Annotated in this window: 17 protein-coding genes; 10 read left to right on the top strand and 7 right to left on the bottom strand. The window is 42.9% G+C overall.

From position 1 onward, the window contains the following. Positions 1-204: 204 nt before the first annotated feature. Positions 205-2,298: a tetratricopeptide repeat protein gene (locus tag QUA44_RS20620; protein ID WP_333253816.1), complete on the top strand. Its 2,094-nt coding sequence runs from the start codon at positions 205-207 to the stop codon at positions 2,296-2,298. Positions 2,299-2,506: 208 nt separating this feature from the next. On the opposite strand, the gene QUA44_RS20615 is transcribed toward QUA44_RS20620, so the two are convergent. From QUA44_RS20615 to QUA44_RS20605, 3 genes are all read right to left on the bottom strand, one after another. After that, the gene (locus tag QUA44_RS20615; RefSeq protein ID WP_333253817.1) at positions 2,507-3,244 is read right to left on the bottom strand and encodes a hypothetical protein; all 738 of its coding nucleotides are present in this window, start codon (positions 3,242-3,244) and stop codon (positions 2,507-2,509) included. Continuing rightward, entirely contained in the window at positions 3,241-3,567 is a 327-nt protein-coding gene (locus QUA44_RS20610; protein WP_333253819.1) for an MgPME-cyclase complex family protein, read from the bottom strand. Before QUA44_RS20610 ends, QUA44_RS20615 begins: the two co-directional genes overlap by 4 nt. 482 nt (positions 3,568-4,049) lie before the next feature. Further along, positions 4,050-5,471: a TIGR03985 family CRISPR-associated protein gene (locus tag QUA44_RS20605; RefSeq protein ID WP_333253821.1), complete on the bottom strand. Its 1,422-nt coding sequence runs from the start codon at positions 5,469-5,471 to the stop codon at positions 4,050-4,052. A gap of 124 nt (positions 5,472-5,595) precedes the next feature. Here QUA44_RS20605 and QUA44_RS20600 point away from each other — a divergent pair, with 124 nt between their 5' ends. The 9 genes from QUA44_RS20600 to QUA44_RS20560 all read left to right on the top strand — a co-directional run bounded on the left by QUA44_RS20600 (position 5,596) and on the right by QUA44_RS20560 (position 17,078). Further along, positions 5,596-6,867: a Card1-like endonuclease domain-containing protein gene (locus QUA44_RS20600; protein WP_333253823.1), complete on the top strand. Its 1,272-nt coding sequence runs from the start codon at positions 5,596-5,598 to the stop codon at positions 6,865-6,867. Beyond that, positions 6,864-8,564, top strand: coding sequence for a Cas10/Cmr2 second palm domain-containing protein (locus QUA44_RS20595; protein WP_333253825.1), 1,701 nt, complete (start codon positions 6,864-6,866; stop codon positions 8,562-8,564). The genes QUA44_RS20600 and QUA44_RS20595 overlap by 4 nt, the downstream gene beginning before the upstream one ends. Then, complete coding sequence (locus QUA44_RS20590) at positions 8,527-9,195, top strand: RAMP superfamily CRISPR-associated protein (RefSeq protein ID WP_333253827.1); 669 nt, start codon at positions 8,527-8,529, stop codon at positions 9,193-9,195. The genes QUA44_RS20595 and QUA44_RS20590 overlap by 38 nt, the downstream gene beginning before the upstream one ends. Next, positions 9,192-10,778, top strand: coding sequence for a CRISPR-associated protein Csx10 (locus tag QUA44_RS20585; RefSeq protein WP_333253829.1), 1,587 nt, complete (start codon positions 9,192-9,194; stop codon positions 10,776-10,778). Before QUA44_RS20590 ends, QUA44_RS20585 begins: the two co-directional genes overlap by 4 nt. Beyond that, positions 10,778-12,235 carry an RAMP superfamily CRISPR-associated protein gene (locus tag QUA44_RS20580; RefSeq protein ID WP_333253830.1) on the top strand — a complete coding sequence of 486 codons (1,458 nt, stop codon included), beginning with the start codon at positions 10,778-10,780 and terminating at the stop codon, positions 12,233-12,235. The genes QUA44_RS20585 and QUA44_RS20580 overlap by 1 nt, the downstream gene beginning before the upstream one ends. Continuing rightward, entirely contained in the window at positions 12,228-12,800 is a 573-nt protein-coding gene (gene csx19 / locus QUA44_RS20575) for a type III-D CRISPR-associated protein Csx19 (protein WP_333253832.1), read from the top strand. Before QUA44_RS20580 ends, csx19 begins: the two co-directional genes overlap by 8 nt. Positions 12,801-12,802: 2 nt before the next feature. Continuing rightward, positions 12,803-13,378 (top strand): Uma2 family endonuclease, encoded by a 576-nt coding sequence (locus QUA44_RS20570; RefSeq protein ID WP_333253834.1) that lies wholly within the window; start codon positions 12,803-12,805, stop codon positions 13,376-13,378. 51 nt (positions 13,379-13,429) lie between these two features. Further along, complete coding sequence (locus QUA44_RS20565) at positions 13,430-15,763, top strand: TIGR03986 family type III CRISPR-associated RAMP protein (protein WP_333253836.1); 2,334 nt, start codon at positions 13,430-13,432, stop codon at positions 15,761-15,763. Positions 15,764-15,863: 100 nt separating this feature from the next. After that, complete coding sequence (locus QUA44_RS20560) at positions 15,864-17,078, top strand: glycosyltransferase (protein WP_333253839.1); 1,215 nt, start codon at positions 15,864-15,866, stop codon at positions 17,076-17,078. 156 nt (positions 17,079-17,234) lie between these two features. On the opposite strand, the gene QUA44_RS20555 is transcribed toward QUA44_RS20560, so the two are convergent. The 4 genes from QUA44_RS20555 to QUA44_RS20540 form a co-directional block, all read right to left on the bottom strand. Beyond that, positions 17,235-18,143 carry an AAA family ATPase gene (locus QUA44_RS20555; RefSeq protein WP_265239123.1) on the bottom strand — a complete coding sequence of 303 codons (909 nt, stop codon included), beginning with the start codon at positions 18,141-18,143 and terminating at the stop codon, positions 17,235-17,237. Positions 18,144-18,513: 370 nt separating this feature from the next. Beyond that, the gene (locus QUA44_RS20550; RefSeq protein WP_333253840.1) at positions 18,514-19,728 is read right to left on the bottom strand and encodes a bifunctional riboflavin kinase/FAD synthetase; all 1,215 of its coding nucleotides are present in this window, start codon (positions 19,726-19,728) and stop codon (positions 18,514-18,516) included. A gap of 209 nt (positions 19,729-19,937) precedes the next feature. Continuing rightward, positions 19,938-20,840, bottom strand: a complete 903-nt coding sequence (locus QUA44_RS20545) for an MBL fold metallo-hydrolase (protein ID WP_333253845.1) — start codon at positions 20,838-20,840, stop codon at positions 19,938-19,940. A 389-nt stretch (positions 20,841-21,229) separates the two neighbouring features. Further along, the coding region (locus QUA44_RS20540; protein WP_333253843.1) for a hypothetical protein at positions 21,230-21,448 on the bottom strand (219 nt) is incomplete at its 5' end.

The following is a 21,448-nucleotide window of genomic DNA, read 5'->3' as shown; positions in this document are numbered from 1 at the left end:
CACCCTACGCATCTGAACTTTCAAAGCAAAGATGATTCGCCGACGACTTTACCACTTGTCGGCAGCATCTACTGGTATTTTGACAGAGTTTCTGCTGTAAAGCCGATCGCAAATTAGTTAAACTGAATCAAATGCAAAACCTCTCCCCCAACCCTTGTTTTATTCCGAAAGGGGAGAAAAACTCGGAAATATCAGGTAAATTTCATGCTTGGAATAACACTCGGCACGCGCTACAGCATTATCCGTCACTTGGGAGGCGGCGGATTTGCTCAAACTTATTTAGCTGAAGATAAGCAACTACCAGGTAATCACCTTTGCGTCGTCAAGCAGCTTAAACCTCAAGCAACCGATCCCGAAACTCTACAAATAGCAAGACGTTTGTTCGATACGGAAGCACAGGTTTTGTACAAGTTGGGAAATCACGATCGCATTCCCCAACTTTTTGCTTACTTTGAAGAAAATCAAGAGTTTTATCTCGTTCAAGAATTTATCGAAGGCCACGATTTAAGTCAAGAAATTACGCCCGCTTCTCCGGGAAATGCCGGAGGGATGAAGGAAGATCAAGTTATTTGTATATTGCAAGAACTTCTGGAAATTTTAGATTTTGTACACCAGCAAAATGTAATTCACCGTGATGTCAATCCCCGCAATATCCTGCGCCGAAATCGAGATAATAAGTTAGTGTTAATTGACTTCGGTGCAGTCAAGGAAATTACTACTCAAATTACTAATCCTCAGCCCAAAAATAGTTTGAGCGTCAGCATCGGTACTCCCGGTTATATGCCCAGCGAACAATCTCATGGCAATCCGAAACTCAGCAGCGATATCTATGCCACAGGTGCGATCGCAATTCAGTTTCTCACCGGCATAAATCCCCACCAAATGCCGAAAAATTCCGATACAGAGGAAATTATTTGGCAGGATAAAGCATCCGTCAGTCCTGAATTTGCGAAGATTTTAGATCGGATGGTAAAGTACGATTTTCGGCAGCGTTATTCGAGTGCGGGCGAAACGCTGCAAGCTATTAAAGAGTTGCAAAATTCTTTCAGCGGTACTATTCCGGTATTGCCTCCGGTTCGTGCTGTGAATAAGCCGCCTAAACCGCGAAGAAAATTGTATTTTAAAATATTGGCGATCGCTAGTTTGATTGGCATAACTATTATAGCATCAATTTATGGTGTAAATACTTTTAATTCAGCGAATGCAACTGACCTGCACAACCGAGGCATTACTCTTTACAATTTAAGCAAATTTGAAGAAGCTCTAGCTGCCTATGATCGAGCAATAGCTCTCCGGCCTGACTACGCGGAAGTTTGGCAGGAAAAAGCTAAAACTTTATATGAATTGAAAAAATATAAGGAGTCACAATCAGCCTATGATAAAGCAATAGAATTAAAGCCGGAATATTTGGAGGCTTGGACGGGACGTGGTTATGCTTTGGATAAGTTGCAACAGTCAAAAGAGGCGATCGCATCTTTTGACAATGCTTTGCAAATCCAGCCTGACTATGCCCCAGCGTGGGAAGGTAGAGGCGATGCTCTGTTAGACTCGCAGCGGTACGAAGAGGCGATCGCCTCCTACGAAAAAGCGGTACAATTTCAGCCTAATTTGTACCAGGCTTGGTACAATCGGGGACAAGCTTACCAAAATTTAAAACAGTACGATCGCGCCGTTGAATCATATCAAAAAGCAGTTGAAATCAAATTCGACAATTCTGATGCTTGGTACAATTTAGGCAATGTTTTTCTAGAATTAAACAAAAATCAAGAAGCTTTGGAGGCCTACGAAAAAGCCGTGCGGTTTCAGCCAAATTATTATCAAGCATGGTACAGTAAAGGCATCGCTTTGCTGAAAATGCGGAGACATGAAGAAGCGGTAGAAGCTTACGAAAAAGCGGTTAAATTAAAACCTGATTCCGATCAAGCATGGTATAATTTAGGCTGGTCGTACCACGAATTGCGTCGGTACGAACAAGCAATTGAGTGTTACAGCAAAGCCTTAGATTTGAATCCGAAAAAATTTCAAGCCTGGTACAATAGAGGCAATGCTCAGTACAATTTGCAGCGGTACGAAGATGCGATCGCCTCTTACAACGAAGCCGTCTATGTCAAGCCAGATTACTCGGAGGCGTGGTACAGCCGCGGTAACGCCCTGGTAGCGGTGAAAAGATTCGGAGATGCGATCGCCTCCTATGACAAAGCAATCCGCTACAAGCCGGATTACGGAGCGGCAATGGAAGCAAAAAAGCGGGCCGAAAGTCAGCTAGGAAGCAGCCCACAGCCGCCCCAAAAACCATAAATTGTTAATTAGGAAAACCGGGCGAATGGAATTCGCGTCTATGCAAACAAAACCCGCCTCCGCGGGTTGAAAAATTGACCGTTAAAATTACGCGATATTCTTCAGTCCGCGGAGGCGGACATCGTTTGTGTAGGCGCGAATTCCATTCGCCGTCTTATCTCGAACATCGTTTAAATAAATACGGTTTTAACCGCCGTATTATTTACTTTTACCTAACAGCAGGAGTAATTACAGTGACACGGCGACTGTCTACTAACATCGGCCAAAAACCTCGATCGCTCAATGCTTTTACCGCCGCCGTAGCAGCGTTTTGATCCGTTGTATAAGCAACGAATAAAAAGGGACGCTGGCCGTAGGAAGCTAAGCCGACTTGCGTACCCAATGCTTGCTTGACTTGGGCGGCTAATTCCGGTTGATTGAAGTAATCTACTAACACGGCGTAACCGGGGCCGAGGGCTTGGGGATTGAACGCAAGATTGCCAGTTGGAGGATTGGCGATTGGTTCTGAACCGGGTGCTGGCTGAGGGTTGTAGACTGGCAGATTTTGGGGAAGTGCCGCTGCGGGCGATCGAACTACGTAAGCTTGCAATCCGACAACATCTTCGATATATTTAACCCAATCGCTAGCGATTTGCGAGTCGCGAAAGCCACCAACTCGCGTCACCGTATCGTTGATATACCGACAAACTATATTGTCAGTATTTCCGGGGAAAGACCGTTTTGCTCTTTCTTGCTGTTCTGGTGTTTTTGTGACAATTAACAGTAGATATTCATCGGAATTTGGCGGTTCGCAGCTCGATTCAGCCCTAACAGAAGTCGCTAAAAATGTCAAGATAAAAATGGCGATCGAAGTAGCATAAAACAGGGGAAGAAAGACAAAATATTTGTACAAATTTTCCCTTGATTTTCCTGGCTTCGCCCTGGAAATTCCTGCTAGTTTGTTCATGCTGTCTGTAGGGACGCGAGGGCATCTGGAATAGTTGCTGACGGTGCTTGAAATTCACCTGTCAGTACATATTCTAATCGCAGTTTTAACCAGGTGATGAAAACAGGATCGGTGGAAACAATAGCGGCGGCTGGTTGAGGGCATTTTGCTTTGACTTCTTTCATTGTCGGTGCTTCTAGAAAAGCAGGCTGTTTGACCAACCAAAAATCTATTTGTTTTTCTTGTTCGTGGTAGTTGCGAGTTCTTTCTTTAAACACTTCATCGAGGGCTTCTTCTTCTAGCAAAAAGCGTTGGCTGGCTAAAACGTAGTAGTAGGTTTGCATTTTGGTCAGTTGTTAGGTGTTAATGTCGCCTGTATTGGCGAGTTTTGCAAGTCAAGGGCGGGTTTGCCGAGTTGTGGCAGTTCGAGAACCTTAGACTATTGTGCCGTTTACTTTACCTTATTTGTTGTCATTGTGGGTAGGTGCAGAGTAATTTATGTCTGAAAAATGATTGATGTGAGGTGAGTTGCGGGAGTTGGGGGATTATTTTTCTGGCGGTTGATTTTTGTGGAAAATTTAGGTGACAATGGGGAGTTAGATGGAATTGCACGTTGAATAATTGCCAGTTATTAAGGCAATCTGGGGCTGTCATACCGGATTGGGAGTGGTTTGCATATGGAAAGTATTGCGATCGGTATTGCTTGGTGTGTCGCGTGGGGCGATCGGCGGGAACCTCAATTTGCGATCGGCTATCACTCGCGCTACCGATGATCTCCCCTTCCGTCAAGGGCGATCGCCCCTTATGCTCAACTTGTGGTATTTTGTTATTTATACAAATTCCAAGTGTTTTGACTTTCTAGAAGCATTTCTTGTCGCAAATCCCAAGGTAATAAAACTTCAACTTTTGAACCCAAGGCTCGCAACCATCTGAGAACATAGTAGTCTGTAATTCGGTACTTGACTTGGTAGTAAATATCGGTGCTAGGACGAGACTGAATTATATCTAAAAGAATCTGTCGATTGTCTGGGTAGGGAGTATATTGTTTGATTAATGTGGCGGCGCGATCGCTCTCTATGGCTCTACAGGTATTGTGAATGCTGATTCCTTGCAGGTAGGATTGAGCAAAAATGCGATCGAACCGCAATACCATCAGCGCAGTTTGCTTATAAAAATCGCAGCCCCAAGCTTCCTTTAACATATTGTTGACTGTTTTGGGAGTTGGCAGGTTATTTTCCTGATATTTTTCCTTGAGTAATTGCGGAACCCGAGGATCTTGCCATTCGAGAGGTTCTAGATTTTTTGAAATAATGCGATCGAGCCGATATTTATACCAGTTAATTTCATTCCTGGGAGTGCTACCATAGGCACACAAATATTTAGCTCGTTCCATAAAGTAAATACAAACAGGATAAACAACGCACTCCTTAATTAGGTTTTGATGAGCGCTGCGATACGTTAATAACAAAGGAGCGATATTTTGAGAGTCCCAAGTTTCCTGCAATTCGCTCTGAAATTGATCGACAGCATCCTGCATCGGACTAGATTCTGGCACGAGATAATCAACGTACAAAAAGACGCGGTGATTGTCTTCATCAACTACCTCTTCTGAAAATTGGTCGGCTAATAGTGGCAAACTCGGGTCGAGAAAACTCAACATCCCCAAGGTAGCAGCCACATAAGTCTGTGCTTTGTGAGTCAAATTGTTGTCAGTATTGGCGTTTTCTGTGTGACTGGAAATTGGCGGTAGTTCTTCAACTCGGCGGTAGTTCTTGCTCCTACCAGTCACGCTCGTTAACCGTTTCAGCCAATTTCGACTCACCAATAAATCGAAGTCATTTTGCAGCGACTTTCGCACCTGAGCGAATAACTTTTCTGCCAATATATTATCTAAATCAGAATCAGCAATAGTTATTTCTTTTAAAAAAGATTGCCGCCACTCTTTTACAGATACATTGTATTTGATGAACCACTGTTGCGTTGTTTGGTTGCAAGCACAATTCGGGTCTAAATTGTTAATAATATCTTCGTGCTTTTCATCTTGGTAATTCTTGCCGAAGAAAGCTTCGCGCCAATCAGCATAGGTAAAGGGATTGTCAAGGGCAATATATCCCTCGTCGCTGTACAGCCAACTTACCAAAACCCACAACCTGATGGCGCGGGTGAGATTCTGTATTTGGTCGAGTGTTCCGTTGGCGAAATCCTCTAGGAGTCTTGGTTTCGGGGGATTGCGAAAGGTTGGGTTCACGGTGGGTTTGGGGATTTGTGTTGTATTTTTTTGGCTTTTTTAGCGTAAGGGCGATCGGAAGGGGGGTATTCCGATAGTATGCGATAATTTCGGAAGAAAGTTGAAAAAGACGGAGACAGGCTTGATGAGTACATCGAAGTTCGACAAGCACAAAGTTGACCACTTATTTCTGCTGATTGGCGAAAACCCTTTGCCGAATTATGTCGCGGCGAGACTTTTGTTAAAACAAGGAGGTACGCCCTACCTTGTGTACACAACTGGCACAGAGAAGCCAGCCAAGCGTCTGCAAACAATATTGAGTAGCGAACCAATTGGTTTAAAGCCAGCTCAACTTGTGTCACTTAATGATTACGAATCAGATGCTTATCACATTAAAGAAGCGATTCGTCCAAAACTAGAAGCTATCAAAGACGGAAAGATTGGGTTGAATTATACGGGCGGTACGAAGGCGATGGCTGTACACGCTTACAGAGCATTTTTTAGCAAAGATCGTCCTGAAACTGTGTTTAGCTATCTTGACCCCCGTAAATTAAAGATGTGCATAGACGGCGAGAACACTCCTATCGAACCAATCAAAGTAACACCAGAAATGTTGCAAGTTGAACTTGCAAAACTTTTCCAAATACACGGCTTAGAGTTAAAAGCTAATCCTACACAGGAAGCGCAATTACCTGAATTAGCCACAACACTCGCCGAAGTGCTTAAAAATGAACAGAAAGCCAAGCAATGGTTTGATTGGTACTACAACGTATTTTGTGGAGAGGTACGCAAAAAGAAAAAAAATGGTGATTGGGGTGATTGGAAAAGTAAGTCAGAATCGATATCAGTGGAAAAATTACCGCCAGAAATTAAGGCTGAGTTTCAACGAAAAAACTTAATTAGTTCAGATGGCAAACTCTCATTGCAAGCAGTACAACAATTAAAAACCATAAAACAGGAGCCTGTTTTTACGGAAATTAAACATTTTTGTAAATACATTGACGGTTTGTGGTTAGAACACCATGTTTTGCAGCACGTAAAAAATATTGCTGATAATAATTATATAAAGGACTACGGGCTTAATTTTGAAATTCCTCTTAAGGGAACTAAAGACGGATTTGAATTTGATGTAGCCTTCACAAGAGGCTACCAACTTTTTGCCATATCTGTCTCAACAACTAGCAAAAGAGATTTATGTAAAAACAAGCTATTTGAAGCCTACTTACGGGCGCGACAAATGGGCGGTGATGAAGCAAGAGTTGCTTTAATTTGCTGTAGCGATGAACCAGATACACTCAAAGCTGAGATGGCATTACTAGATGACAAAAAGATTGCAGTATTTGGACGGGATGATTTAATGGATTTATCAAGCAAGATTGAAGAATGGATTAAAAAAACTGATAAGGATGCAAGATGAAAAATTTTACTGTCACTGTACTAGACACAACAGGAATTCAACCTTACATTTACGGTAGTAACCGCTTGCGCGAAAATATTGGTGCATCTTATCTCGTTTCTCAAGCAACAGATGACTGGGCTAGAGAAGCTTTAAATACCTTCGCGCAAAAAGATATAAATCGCAAAGTTTACGCATTCGATCCTACAAAACATCAACCAGATGCAAAACCACACATCGAAGATGAAGAAAATGGACTAGCTGCGGAATTAGTTTATGCAGGTGGTGGCAATACAGTCTTGCTATTTTCCGATGAGAAATATGCCGTGGAGTTTACTAAGATTTTGAGTAAAAAAATCTTAGAAGAAGCCCCCGGAATCAATCTTGTCGCTGTCCATAAAAACTTTGATTGGGATAGTCAATCTCTTTATAAAGTAGTTCAGGAGTTAATGAAAAATGACTTAGATATTAAAAAACGCAGCAGGATACCTTCCGCACCGCTGCTAGGTTTAGGTGTGACAGCAGTTTGTCGTTCAACTCAGTTAGTTGCTGTAGGGATGAGCGAGAAATTTGAGAGTGATGAAGGCTATCTTATTTCTAGAGAAATTGATGCAAAACATAAAGTTGTTAGTAAAGCTAACGATAAGCTGCAACAAATATTTGCCACTTCTTTAGGTTCGTATCAATTCCCTCTAAGAACAGATAAAATGGGTCGTTCTCAAGGAGATTCCAGCTATGCTGCTGTGATTCATGCTGATGGCAATGGCATGGGTAAACGCTTTCAAAACTTTGGCGCGGGTAAATCCAATCGAGACTACATTATCGCTATGCGTCAATTGTCCCATAGTGTTAATCAGGCTGGTATTAATGCGCTTAGAAAAGTGGTAGAAATACTGGTTAAATCAATTATTGATGTAGAGGAGAATGGTAAAACAATCAAAAAAGTTATGGGTAAGTTTGCTATTGAAGGTAATAACTTGCCCTTTCGCCCCCTCGTCTATGGTGGTGATGACGTTACCTTTGTTTGTGATGGAAGATTAGGATTAGAACTGGCAGCTATTTTTTTGCAAGAATTTGAAGAACAAACAATTGCTGATGGTGAGCCGATTAAAGCTTGTGCCGGAATTTGTGTTGTTAAAACTCATTATCCCTTTGCCCGCGCTTATCAACTTAGCGAAGACTTATGTCGTCAAGCGAAAAAGTTTGTTAAAGAAGATGAAAATAAAGGAGATTTCTCAGCTTTGGATTGGCATTTAGCAGCAAGTGGCTTAAGCGGGTCAATTTCAGATATTCGTCAACGCGAATATAGCGTAAAAATTCCTGATTTTGATAAAGTTGCCTCATTATCAATGCGACCTGTTAGCTTAAAAAAAGAACAAGATACTGATTGGCGTACTTGGGAAGGCTTCACAAAAGTAGTTCAACACTTCAATGAAGACCAGGAATGGAAAGCTCGTCATAATAAGGTGATTGCTTTACGAGATGTGCTGCGTCAAGGAATTGATGCAACTAAGAATTTTCTCAAAAATTACAGAATCAAAAACGAACAATTGCCAACTTTCCCAGAGTGTAGCGGTCAAGGTGTAGGTTTAGCTGAAAAAGGTTGGCTGGATGGAATTTGCGGTTATTTTGATGCCATTGAAGCTATGGAATTTTATATCTCATTGAGGGAAGAATGTAATGCCGATTTATCAACTGACAATACAACTGCTGAGTGATACTATGTTTGGACGGGGAGATGGAGTCGCAGGTTTAATTGACCAAGAAGTCGAACACGATCTCTATGGTTTTCCCTATTTGCGGGGGCGTACTCTTAAAGGTTTGCTGAGTGAAGAATGCGATAACTTAATCGCTGTTTTATCTAATCATAAACAGGATTGGGGAGATGTTGCTTGTAAACTATTTGGCACTCTTGGTAGCACTTTGGGAACAATGGGTGCGGTTCATGTAGGTGATGCTTGTTTGCCAGAAGATTTACGTCAAGCTGTGGCTTTCCAGATTGAGGAGAAAATTTTAACAAAAACAGAAGTTCTTGACTCTTTAACTACTATCCGCCGCCAAACTGCAATAGACTCACAATCCGGTATAACAGATGAAGGTAGTTTGCGTTCATTTCGTGTAGTTTTGCGGGAAGTTTGTTTTACGGCTGATTTTATTTTTGAAAAGATGCCAAGTAATGAAATGCTGTCAGTTTTAGCTGTTAGTTCTTTGGCACTCCGACGCTTGGGTAGCGGACGGAATCGAGGTCGTGGTCGCGTTCGATGTACGCTACACGATTCAGAAGGTAATGATATTACCCTTCAATATGCGAACATTTTTGGAACACAAGTTAAGGAGAAAGCTGCATGAAAGCTATTACTTTGTCATTGGAAACTCAGCAACCATTGCTTGCTACTTCATTTCAAGGAGATCCCAACAGTGATGTTTCCTATTCTTACATTCCTGGTAGCATGATTCGTGGTGCAATTATTGGGCGTTATATGAGGCAAAATAATTTATCAGAACTGGATTTAAGCAGTAAAAAAGTGAAGCAACTTTTCTTTGAGGCCAATAGTACCCGTTACTTAAATGCTTATCTTTTGAGTCAAGAAAAAAAACGCACTCTTCCCCTGCCTTTATGTTGGTTAAAAGATAAGGATGAGGAACTTAATGAGGATTCGTCTATACTTGTCTATGATTTTAGTCTTGATGAAGAAAGAGACAATCCAGAAACTCCTAAATTTGTGGGTGAATACTTTTTGGCAAAAGAACGGGGAGAGGTTAAATTATACAAAGAAAAGCGGCGGATTAATATTCATAATTTTCGCGATCGCCAAAAAGGACGTTCTACAGACAATCAAGGTGAACTCTTCCGCTATGATGCCCTAGATGCAGGACAAAAATTTCAATCAATCATCCTCTGCGAAGATGGAGACGCAACAACAATTCAAATGTTATTAGTCACCGAACCAAACATCTGGTTAGGCGGTTCTCAAAGTGCTGGATACGGACATACCAAGATTATCGACTTAAAAATCCTTAATGATTGGGATGAAGTAGGAATTCCAGCAGAAGACCGTGAAAGTGATGAAATTTTAAGCATTACACTTTTAAGTGATACGCTTTTAAGAAATGAATGCGGTCAGCCTGTTGCAGATCCAATGTTAATTAAACAGGCTGTCGAAGAAGTATTAAATATCTCAGATATTTCATTACCCAAACCTAGCAATATTTTTGCAGGTAGCACTTTGATTGGTGGATTTAATCGTAAATGGGGATTGCCTTTACCGCAAGTTCCGGCATTGGCAGCAGGAACGGTTATAGTTTTTAAAGGTGTTAAAATTAGTGAATTACAAATTAAACAACTTGAATGTTATGGAATTGGAGAGAGAAGAGAAGATGGTTTTGGGCGAGTTGCTGTTAATTGGTTAAAAGAGAAACATATTTCAGTAATTTTATCAAAGCCATCTAGTACCTCTAGCTTACTTCCATTAAAAAAAGAAAGTTCGCATCTTTTGGCGGAACAGATGGCACAAAGATTGCTAGAACAAAAATTAGAAGAATATCTTCAAAAAAAGGTTGGATACCTAACTTTATCTTTGCCAAAAGAACAAAAAGGCATTACTAACAGCCAATTATCGCGATTACAATCTGTTGCACGACAGGCACTTCCCAACGGCGATTGTAATTTAGTTATTTCGCTGCTGAACAATTTACCATCGAATGCCAGGAATCAATTTGAACTGACAAAAATTGGTAATAAATCGTTCAGGGAACAGCTTGACGAGTGGTTAGAAAATCCGAGTGATTGGATTAATGGAATAGAAGTAAAAATTGCTGATGTTGAGCGCAAGTTTGATGACGATCGCGCTAGAGAGGATAAGCTAGCCCAAAAGTATACGCTGCGGCTGATTATGGCGGTAGCGAAGAAGGCAACTAAGGAGAAAAACTGATGAGTCAACAACGTCTCAACCGCTATCAGCGCCCGATCGCCCAACGCATCATTGTCCGGGGTACGTTAATCTTAGATACGCCGACTTGCTTGGGAAGCGGTGACGCTGATAGTCCAACGGATCTCGCTTTACTGAGAGATTCTGTGAGTGACTGCGCGCTGTTAATTGGTTCATCCATTGCTGGTGCTTTGCGAAACTACTTGCGGGAATACGAACACGGATATGGTGTAGATGAACAAAAGGGCGATCGGGCTACTCGCTTATTTGGTGGTACTCGTCGCGATCCTGATGGTGAACAAAGTCCATTAATTATCAATGATGCTATCAGCAGCATTATCCCCACTGTGGAATTAAGAGATGGTGTAAAAATTGACCCTAGAACTGGTACAGCAAAACCCGGTCATAAATACGACTTGGAACTGTTAGCGGCAGGAACAAAATTTCCACTTTCCTTTGAATTACTGGTAGAGAAGGATAAAAATTCTGGAGAACAGCAAGCATTAATTAATGATTTAGCATCGGCTTTACAAGGCTTAGAAAAAGCTGAAATTGGGATTGGCATGAAAAAGCGGCGCGGTTTTGGTCGCTGTCATGTCGAAGAGTGGCAGGTTTGGAACTTTAACTTGGAAGATTCGCGCGATCGCACTTCCTGGTTGAATTTTGAACATTGGCGCACAGGTTTATTACCCGATCGCGCAACTTATCCATCCATTGCTACAGCGCTGGGAGTATCATTAGAGAATGAGAGCGATCAGCGCGATCGCTTTACCATCCACGCCGAATTCAAATTAGTCGGTTCTCTCCTCATCCGTTCCGGCCAAGATTCAACTGGACGCGCTCCTGATGTTGTACACTTGAAATCCCATCGTAATGATGAACTAAAACCAATATTGTCCGGTACAAGTTTAGCCGGAGTATTGCGCCATAGAGCAGAACGAATTGTTAATACATTGGGCGGTAATTCAACACTTTTGAAGGAGTTCTTTGGTTTTGTTGACGAAAAGGAAGCAAAAGCAAGTCGTTTAGTCGTTCACGAGAAAGTCATTGAAAATGCAACAGAATTAGTACAAAATAGAATTGCGATCGATCGCTTTACAGGAGGTGCATATCACGGTGCATTATTTGACGAACAACCTATCTTTGGTGGCGATGTCACTATTGAACTAGAGTTACGCAATCCAAAAGAGTATGAAATTGGATTGCTGTTACTCTTGTTAAAAGATTTGTGGACAAGCGATTTACCTGTAGGAGGTGAAAGCAGTATTGGTAGAGGAAGATTGCAGGGAAAAAATGCAACATTGACTTGGCATAAATGGGATAAAGAAAAGAAGCTAAAGTATAAAGATACATGGACGATCGCTCAAAAATCTGAAAACGAACCTCTTGATGTGACCAACCCTGACAGATTACAACAATTTGTCGATCAATTAGTTGACGAGGTAAAAAAAAATGAATAAACCCGATTGCCAATCAATTGAAGATGCTCAAGATATTATCGATACGCCGTCTTTGCATAATTGGTTACAAGTTCAGGCAAAACAGTATCAATTAGAATACTTATTAGCTCACGCTGATGATGGGGTGATCTGGGGACGATTTGAATCTGATGGAACACTACTTACCCAAACTAAACCAGAAGACCTTTTCCACAAATATAAGTTGCCTACATTACGATGGTCAACGCTTCAGCAATGTCGAATGTTTAGTAAAAACAGTGAAGTTATGGTTTGGAAGGCTAATCAGCGACCAAAAGCACGTGTGGTAACTGAATTAGAGAAAACAGAGTATATATGTGAACCTCAAATTCTCTGGGGAACTAATGGCATCAAGCGAGATAAGTTTACACTGCTTTGGGATGGCTCTCAAGGGCTCAGACACGCCGTGCCATTTATTGATATCGAGTTGAATGGCGATCGCTTGGTTAATCCAGTCCGTTTACTCGTGCATCACTATATCGACTATAATGATAGTGGAGTCGCGAGAATTTATCTCAGTCGATTAGTTGATTTACGAGGAACCTAATTATGATTGCTGAACCTCAATACACTCAAAAAATGACGGCGGAAGAATACCTAGAATGGGAAGCCAAGCAGGAACTTCGCCATGAATATGTTGATGGCGAAATTTTAGCTATGACAGGCGGTACGATTCCTCATAATAGCATTTCTCTTAACTTCTATACAGCCCTAAGACCTCATTTGCGTGAGAGAGGTTGTCAGGCAAATGTGTCAGATGCGAAAGTTAAGCCTAGTCAATCAAGTCGTTATTTCTATCCCGATTTAGTTGTAACTTGCGACTCAGATGACTTGAAGGCTCGCGATTTTATTCAAAACCCTAAAATCATTGTTGAGGTTCTTTCGCCTGGTACAGAAACTTACGATCGCACGAAAAAATTTAAATATTATCGTCAGATTCCGAGTTTGCAAGAATACGTCTTAGTGGATTCAGAAGAAATAGCCGTTGAGGTTTATCGTCGTGGCCAAGGCAAAATGTGGCTTTATTATGGGTATGAAGCGGGAGAGGCGATCACTTTAGACAGTATTGAGTTTGAATGTGCGATCGAGCTTTTGTATGAAGGGATTATCTTTGACCAAGAGTGAGAGTTGAAATAAAGAGTGAGTAATTTTATTTGAGCGTAAGGAGATTTGACAATGAATCCTAAACATATCAAAGAAATCACACAAACCGATCGTATAGCTAAAGCTCCCTACAATTTTGTCGAACTTCCTGAAAAAATCGTCGCAGCAGAAGATTTACCAAATGGCGATCGATATCATTTAGAGCGCCACACTGGCAGAATTGAATGCACTTTAACTACTGAATCTCCTCTGTATATTCGCTGCGGAATGATTCCTACTAATTTCACTAAATATTCAGAGCTTCCAGAAAAATACTCGAAGCCACCACAAGATGCCACAGAGCAACAGAAGAAACAGTGGGAAGAGGAGAAAAAACAATGGGAGACAGACCGACGAAAAACTCTTGCTCCATTTTTTACATACCGAAAGGATAATCTTCCTATTCTTCCTGGTAGCAGCTTACGCGGAATGCTACGAACTTTAGTTGAGATCGTTAGTTTTAGTAAAATTGACAGAGTATCAGATGAGCATCGCTTATTTTTCCGGGCAGTTGCCTCTAATCCCAAGAAAGAATCTTGGGGGAAAGAATACAGGGATCGTGTTGATCCCGAAAAAATTCAGGCTGGCTATCTAAAAAAAGATAGTCAAGGATGGTATATTCAACCAGCTAAGACTGAACAAGGTAAAACATTTGCGTGGGTTAGAGAAACAACTCTTAACTTGCCAAATTTTAAAAAATTCAATGATGATAAATATGAGCGTCGGTATATTTCTGTTAGCTATAGAAGTGTAGCTGTAGATAACACAGACAGAGCTAAACGCTTATTTGCTCATGATGTTGAAATGCCAGATATCCATCCCCAAAAAGGTGTGCTTGTTACCAGTGGAAACATGAAACAAGGAAATGAACCTTCACCTCGTCGTAATCATTGCCTAATTTTCGCTGAGGATAAGAATGCTGCCCGATTCCAAATAGATCGTACAGCAATTGAGCATTATCGTAATGCTCTGACTAATTTTCAGAAAGAATCACCCTTTAATAAGGATTGGGGATTATTAGAAGAAAATCGTCCTGTGTTTTACTGTCCTCATGAAAGTGGAAATATAGTAGGATTTGTTGGTCAAAGCCCTAATTTTCGTATTCCGTACTCTCCTCAAGGTAATGGACACGCAACGACTGTCTTAGATTTTATTCCTGAAGATTTGAGGAAATTAGCATCAATTGATCTAGCTGATGCAATCTTTGGCTGGGTCAAGCAAGAATCTGAATCACAAAAATTACCTCTAAAGTTTGAAAAACAAAGAGCCGGGAGAGTATTTTTTACAGATGCCTTATACCAAAGCAATCAAAATGGTATCTGGTATCAAGATAAACCATTAACTCCTCAAATCCTATCTGGGCCGAAACCGAGTAACTTTTCGCACTATTTGGTTCAACCAAATGCAGACAAATCAGAACTAAAACACTATGCAAGTGAACCAATTAAAAATACAGTAATTCGCGGTCATAAGCTGTATTGGCATAAAGGCAGCAATCCTGAATTTAAACTTAAACTTAATTTGGATAAAAAGAAAGAAGTTTCAGATACTCAGACTACTCAAATTAACCCAATTAAAAAAGGTGTGATTTTTAAGTTTGATATTCACTTTGAAAATTTGAGCAAAGTTGAATTGGGCGCATTGTTATGGGTGTTGAGTCTCAGCAGTCAGAAGTCACAACAACTGGGAACTGCTAAACAGGGTGAAAAATACTGTTTTTCCCTTGGTATGGGTAAACCGCTGGGGATGGGTGCGCTGAAGATTGACTATGAATTGCATTTGAGCGATCGCACCTCTCGTTACAGCAATCTATTTAACGGTACTGAGTGGAAAACTGGCGAACAAGACAAATCTCAAACTGCGGAAAAAGAAGAAGAATCAGTGAAAGCATTTCAGAAATATGTACTTGATTGGATTTGTTGTGAGGATTATCCAAAAGATAAAACTAGAGAAGAAGTCGAGCATTTAAACCAGTTACCGCGAATTGATATGTTATTGGCGATGTTACGGTGGGATCAAAGTCCAGATATAGACAAGACTAGATATATGGAGATTGAATGCGATTCTACTCAAAAAAAATGTATTGGCAAACCCAAAAAAGATGGAAAGGTAAATGAATATTCTGAACGTCCTGTTTTACCGACTCCATTAGATGTAATGAACCTACCTGATAATCGTAGATTTACTACGGTTGATTTTTCATCGTTAAAAACAACAGAAGGTAAATTAAATCAAAAGCTAAAATTAAACCAGCAATCTAATCTTTCAAAACCAAAACCTCAAAAAAACTCTGCACGAGATCGAGATGAAGGTGGAGGTAATATTAATCAGGCATTGGCAAGACCCTCAAAACCACCAAAACGCTAAGCCGATCGCCCTACCGCCCCCATCCCACCAAAAGCGATCGCCCCGCACGTCCATAAAGCTAGACTAATCTAAGTTTTACCATAAAAATTTCTCCCTCTTCATGAACATCGCCTACCTAGTCAACCAATACCCCAAAGTCAGCCACAGCTTCGTCCGCAGAGAACTCCTAGCCGTCGAAACTTGCGGCATCAAAGTCGGGCGTTACTCCATCAGATCCTGCGAATCAGAACTCGTAGACGGCGCAGACAAACAAGAACAAGAACTCACCAAAGTCATCCTAGGAGTTGGCGTACAGGGCTTAGCGTGGGGTTTACTCCGCACTGCCGCAACTAGACCAATTCGATTCCTCCAAGCTTTGCAGTTAATGTTCAAAGTTGGCTGGCACTCGGAACGCGGGATTTTGCTGCATCTAGCTTATTTAGCAGAAGCTTGCATTCTGTTAAATTGGTTTGCAGAATCCGGTACAACTCACGTTCACGCTCACTTCGGCACAAATTCCACAACTGTTGCCATGCTGTGCCGCGTGCTGGGTGGCCCGACTTACAGCTTCACGGTTCACGGCCCTGAAGAATTTGATAAAGCTACACTTCTTTCCTTAGATGAAAAAATTAAACGATCGACCTTTGTAGCAGCAGTCAGTTCCTTCGGCAAAAGTCAGCTTTTTCGGTGGTGCGATCGCACTTATTGGTCAAAAATCCACGTCATACACTGCGGAGTCGATGCAGCATTTTTAGTTCACCCCCACATCCCCATACCCGCAGCACCCCGCCTAGTTTGTGTCGGCAGGCTCAGCGAACAAAAAGGTCATTTGCTACTGCTAGAAGCCGCCAGCAAGCTAGCAGTAGAAGGCTTGGAGTTTAAATTGGTATTTGTCGGAGACGGGCCGCTACGGGCTGAAATTGAACAGCAGATTGCACAACTCGGCCTGCAAAATTATATAGAAATTACCGGCTGGGCTAGTGGCGATCGAGTTCAGCAAGAAATTTTAGCTTCCCGCGCAATGGTATTGCCGAGTTTTGCCGAAGGTTTACCCGTCGTAATTATGGAAGCCCTCGCTCTCAATCGACCTGTAATTAGCACTTATGTTGCTGGTATCCCGGAACTCGTAGAACCCGGTGTTTGCGGTTGGTTAGTTCCTCCCGGTTCCGTAGAAGCATTAGCTGTGGCGATGCGCGCGGCATTGGAAGCACCTTTAGAAAAGCTAGAAGAAATGGGGAAAACAGGAGCAGAACGGGTAGCGAAACAACACAATGTGGATTTAGAAGCAAAAAAATTAGTAGCGCTGTTTCAAGGATCTATTGAACAATCATTATAAGATAAGAAGACCGGGCGGTTGAAACCGCGTCGATAAAGACAAAACCCGCCTCCGCGGGTTGAAGACAAAGGCGGTTAAAACCGCCGTCTTCTCTTTAGTCCGCGGAGGCGGACTTTGTTTGTGTAGACGCGGTTTCAACCGCCGATTCCAAGCTTTTTAAGGAATAGGAACAGATCTCAACAACTTATCAACAATCGTCTTCGCCCTCCTTCCCCCCGCCGGAATCAACCGATGAGAAAGTACGTGCGGTGCTAATTCCTTCACATCATCTGGGGTAACATAATCCCGCCCCGAAATAAACGCCAAAGCCTGAGATGCCCGGTGCAAAGCTACCGCACCACGGGGACTCACGCCCAGAGTAATCTCTTCATCCTCGCGAGTCGATCGCACCAAATCAACAATATACTGCTTCAAAGAACCTTCCACTTTCACACCAGCGCACAAACGGCGCAATTCCTGCACCTCTTCCAAAGAAATACAAGGCTGCAAATCCTCAACTGTAAAAGTATCAGAAAGCCGTTCCAACATTTGCAACTCTTCCAGCGCAGCCGGATAGCCCAAAGTCAAAGACAAGGTAAACCGATCCATCTGCGCTTCCGGTAGTGGAAAAGTGCCTTGATATTCGATCGGGTTTTGAGTCGCAATTACAAAAAACGGCGCTGGAACATTCCGAGAAACTCCATCTACCGTCACCTGCTTTTCTTCCATCACTTCCAGCAAAGCTGATTGAGTTCGCGGTGTCGCCCGATTGATTTCATCCGCCAGCAAAACATTAGCAAAAACTGGGCCGGGCAAAAATTCAAACTTGCCGCTGCTAGGATTCCAAATATTAGTACCCGTGATATCGGTTGGTAACAAATCGGGAGTACACTGAATCCGCTGAAACTTCCCATCGATCGATCGCGCCAAAGACTTCGCCAGCAGCGTTTTTCCCACACCAGGCACATCTTCCAGCAGCGCGTGACCGCCGGAAAGCACGGCTACTAGCACCAAGCGAATAGCATCCGCTTTGCCGACAATAGTTTTGCCTAGATTTTGTTTGAGCCGCTCAATATGTTCTCTCATATCCCTGATTTTTAAGTAGAAGTCAGTAGTCAGTAGTCAGTAGTCAGTAGTCAGTAGTCAGTAGTCATTAGACCGAAGGAACAAGGAAGAAGAAATACACAGCCAGCTTTTTAAGCGTTCCGCATTTTACGTTAATTGCGTTGATTTACTTTGCTAATTGTTGGTTTTTAATTGCTGGTTTTTTGATTCCTAGTTCCTCTCAGCTAGGACTTCGTTTGTGTAGACGCGATTTCAATCGCCCAAGTAAAACTGTACACAATGAATTCATAATTCGGACGGGTTAGAAGCCCATCCCACAACAAAAAAAATGTGGGATGGCTTTGAGCAGCGTCCGAAATTTTGATTAACAAATATTTTTGCAATAGATCTATTAACCATTAGCAGCTAACACCTTTCTAGCAACATCACAATCTGCCTGAATTTGAGTTTTAAGAGCATCCAGAGAAGCGAATTTTTGTTCGGGTCGCAAAAATTCTATCAAACTTGCGCTCAAGGTTTGACCGTACAAATCCCCAGACCAATCTAACAGGTGAACTTCTACAGTGAGTTGCAGGCCGTCTACCGTTGGGCGGCGGCCAACATTCATCACCCCATTTATGAATGATACATTTGATGATCGATCGGGAATTAGAGATTTGGGATTTTCCCACTTATAGGCAGAACTTTCATCTTTGATGATTCCGCCTCCATCCTTGACCGAGACTCGCACCGCGTACACGCCAAAACAGGGCAAAAATTTTTCCGGTGGTAGTTCGATATTAGCAGTCGGAAATCCGATCGTCCTCCCCAGTCGCTGTCCGCCAACTACAGTCCCGACTAAACTGTAGGGTCTCCCTAGTAACTTATTCGCTTTTCTGAGGTCGCCGGATGCCAGACCTTCGCGGATGGCGGAACTGCTGATCCGATCGCCCTCAGCGCAATTGTGCAGGGGTATCAGCGCAACATCAATACCGTAACCCGAGGCGATCGACTGCAAATCCACAGCCGTCCCAACGCGTCCTCGTCCAAACCTAAAATCAACCCCCACACTAATTCGACTCGCTTTTAGTTGTCGCACCAAAATTTCCTCGACAAACTCACAAGCAGTCAAAGCCGCCAATTCTTGATCGAACGGCAGCAGCACAAGTTGCTCGACGCCCATTGCTGCGAGCAATTCTACCTTTTCTGCCAGAGGTGTTAGCAGTTTTTTCGGTTGACCCGTAAAGAATTCTTGCGGGTGCGGATCAAATGTCACCACAGTGCTGTAAAGCCGATCGACCCCATCAGAATCACGACCAGAGAGGCTGTTGCCCTCTGTCCTAGGGTCTATTAAACCATCGAAATTATGCCTGCTGTCGGCTAGATTGGGCGGTGCTGCTGAGTCATTTTCGCAGGTCGCCGAATGTTCCCTTGGCAAATTTTGATCTGTGCCAGCGTTTGATCGCAAGTTTTGCCCCGACGCAAAAACCGTCGCAGAACTTGACCCAGGCGATCGATTTAAAATTGGCTGCACGACTTGTCGATGCCCTAGGTGCAAACCATCAAAGTTTCCCAAGGCAACAGAAGTTGGAGTCAGAGCAGCGGTACAAGAAGAAGTTACCCACACGCTTAAAATTTTGACATACTTAGCCAGATTGCGATCGCCAGTCGATTTTAGATTTTAGATTTTAGATTGACTCCACAGATACAATCTTGGAGATTGAACTTTGGTCTAAACTTTTTGGTTTTCCACGACAGCAGTCGGGGGCTTGTACCCATCTTTGAGGTCAGCCCTAACTTAAATTTGAGATTTCCGAGCTCAAGATTTCAGAACCATCAGACAGGCACTTGAGGCGCTTGCACCGACGCTTCAGACAAATCGTTATCAGGAGGCAGCAATTGTAACGACAAACCTTCCCGCGCCATCAAACTATTCGGGAACCTTTGAGCCACTTGTTCTCCCACCCTGTCTAAAAACTCATCATTGTGCAGCGGGTCGTGGTGAAAAATCACCAACTTTTTGACATTAGCAGCCTTTGCCACCTTCACCGCTTCCTGCCAAGTCGAATGTCCCCAGCCGACCTTGCTGCTCTTCTCGGCATAATACTCCTCATCGGTATAAGTAGCGTCGTAGATCAGCACCTCAGCATCCTGAGCCAAATACAGCACATTTTCGTCTAAACGATCAGGAAAATGTTCGGTATCAGTCACGTAAGCAGCCGAATACCCCCGCCAGTTGACGCGGTAGCCTATAGCTTCTCCGGGATGGTTCAACAAAGCAGTTTCCACCTTAATCTCTCCGAGTTCCAGCGGTTTTCCCACTTCTATATCGTTAAATTTCAGGTCTGCCCCCATAATTTGCAGGGGCACCGGAAAATTGGGGTGCAACATCTGGTCGTGGAGGCGCTGCTGGATAGTAGCCTTATTAGGAGCAATAGCCCCATAGATGTGAAAACAGTTCCCAGGAATAAAAGCTGGGACAAAAAATGGGAATCCTTGAATGTGATCCCAGTGAGAGTGAGTAAAAAACATATGAGCTTTTACGGGCATCTGGGACAGGAGAGTTTGTCCCAAAACCCGCAATCCAGTACCGCCATCGAAAATTAGGCGACTGTCACCCACTCGCATTTCTATACAGGGCGTGTTGCCCCCGTAACGTACTGTTTCTGCCCCGGGAGACGCTATGCTACCTCTAACGCCCCAGAAGTGAACCGTGAATTGGTTTTGCATACTAGATATGGGTTTTCTTGCAAGATTGTTCCGGCGATTTATCCGTAAGGTGTTTACGTATTACTAAGGGCTTGTGCGATCAAACCCAAGTTCTTTGACGGTCGAGTTCCCCACTTGTTGGAAGTGCCAAGAGTCTCGCTCATCGCGAGAATGCAAAACTGTTGGGCTTGACAACTGAGTAATAAATTACAAGGTAGACTAATCAAGTCTCGATCGTAACTATTCTTTTCATCTCTTCACTAGCCTAACCTCCGCAGACACACTTTGGGGCCACAGTTCTGTATGAGTTTGATCAAAAGCCGCTGTTTTTCCAGCCTCCGCACTTGCCGAACACGATCGCGCGGTAGGTTGCTTGCCTTGCTGCTTTACGGGTTGGAACCTGGATGATGACCTTCCTGCTATCTAGTCCGGTCGATCAACCATAATATGCAGGTGTCGGGGCTGTTTTGCGCCGATATCTGGCTGATATTGCCGATCGGGCGTGAACGCGCCTCTACAAAAATGACGGTTAATTTACCAGACTTGAGATGCTCTCGCCATTTAACTAGACAGGCGGGAATTCCCCCACCATAGCGGTACTCCGCTTGGTGGTGGGATGAAAGACGAGCGAAGCGACG

Source organism: Microcoleus sp. N9_A2 (assembly GCF_036701775.1).
Lineage (GTDB): Bacteria > Cyanobacteriota > Cyanobacteriia > Cyanobacteriales > Microcoleaceae > Microcoleus.
The sequence above is the reverse complement of the archived record's forward strand: the minus strand, read 5'-3'. Positions and strand labels throughout refer to the sequence as shown.

Bases quoted from the DNA above. Each gene is read 5' to 3' on its own strand.
- QUA44_RS20610 (WP_333253819.1), bottom strand. From the start codon at position 3,567: ATGCAAACCTACTACTACGTTTTAGCCAGCCAACGCTTTTTGCTAGAA.
- QUA44_RS20615 (WP_333253817.1), bottom strand. From the start codon at position 3,244: ATGAACAAACTAGCAGGAATTTCCAGGGCGAAGCCAGGAAAATCAAGG.
- QUA44_RS20600 (WP_333253823.1), top strand. From the start codon at position 5,596: ATGAGTACATCGAAGTTCGACAAGCACAAAGTTGACCACTTATTTCTG.
- QUA44_RS20570 (WP_333253834.1), top strand. From the start codon at position 12,803: ATGATTGCTGAACCTCAATACACTCAAAAAATGACGGCGGAAGAATAC.
- csx19 (WP_333253832.1), top strand. From the start codon at position 12,228: ATGAATAAACCCGATTGCCAATCAATTGAAGATGCTCAAGATATTATC.
- QUA44_RS20585 (WP_333253829.1), top strand. From the start codon at position 9,192: ATGAAAGCTATTACTTTGTCATTGGAAACTCAGCAACCATTGCTTGCT.
- QUA44_RS20580 (WP_333253830.1), top strand. From the start codon at position 10,778: ATGAGTCAACAACGTCTCAACCGCTATCAGCGCCCGATCGCCCAACGC.
- QUA44_RS20620 (WP_333253816.1), top strand. From the start codon at position 205: ATGCTTGGAATAACACTCGGCACGCGCTACAGCATTATCCGTCACTTG.
- QUA44_RS20555 (WP_265239123.1), bottom strand. From the start codon at position 18,143: ATGAGAGAACATATTGAGCGGCTCAAACAAAATCTAGGCAAAACTATT.
- QUA44_RS20560 (WP_333253839.1), top strand. From the start codon at position 15,864: ATGAACATCGCCTACCTAGTCAACCAATACCCCAAAGTCAGCCACAGC.
- QUA44_RS20565 (WP_333253836.1), top strand. From the start codon at position 13,430: ATGAATCCTAAACATATCAAAGAAATCACACAAACCGATCGTATAGCT.
- QUA44_RS20595 (WP_333253825.1), top strand. From the start codon at position 6,864: ATGAAAAATTTTACTGTCACTGTACTAGACACAACAGGAATTCAACCT.
- QUA44_RS20590 (WP_333253827.1), top strand. From the start codon at position 8,527: ATGCCGATTTATCAACTGACAATACAACTGCTGAGTGATACTATGTTT.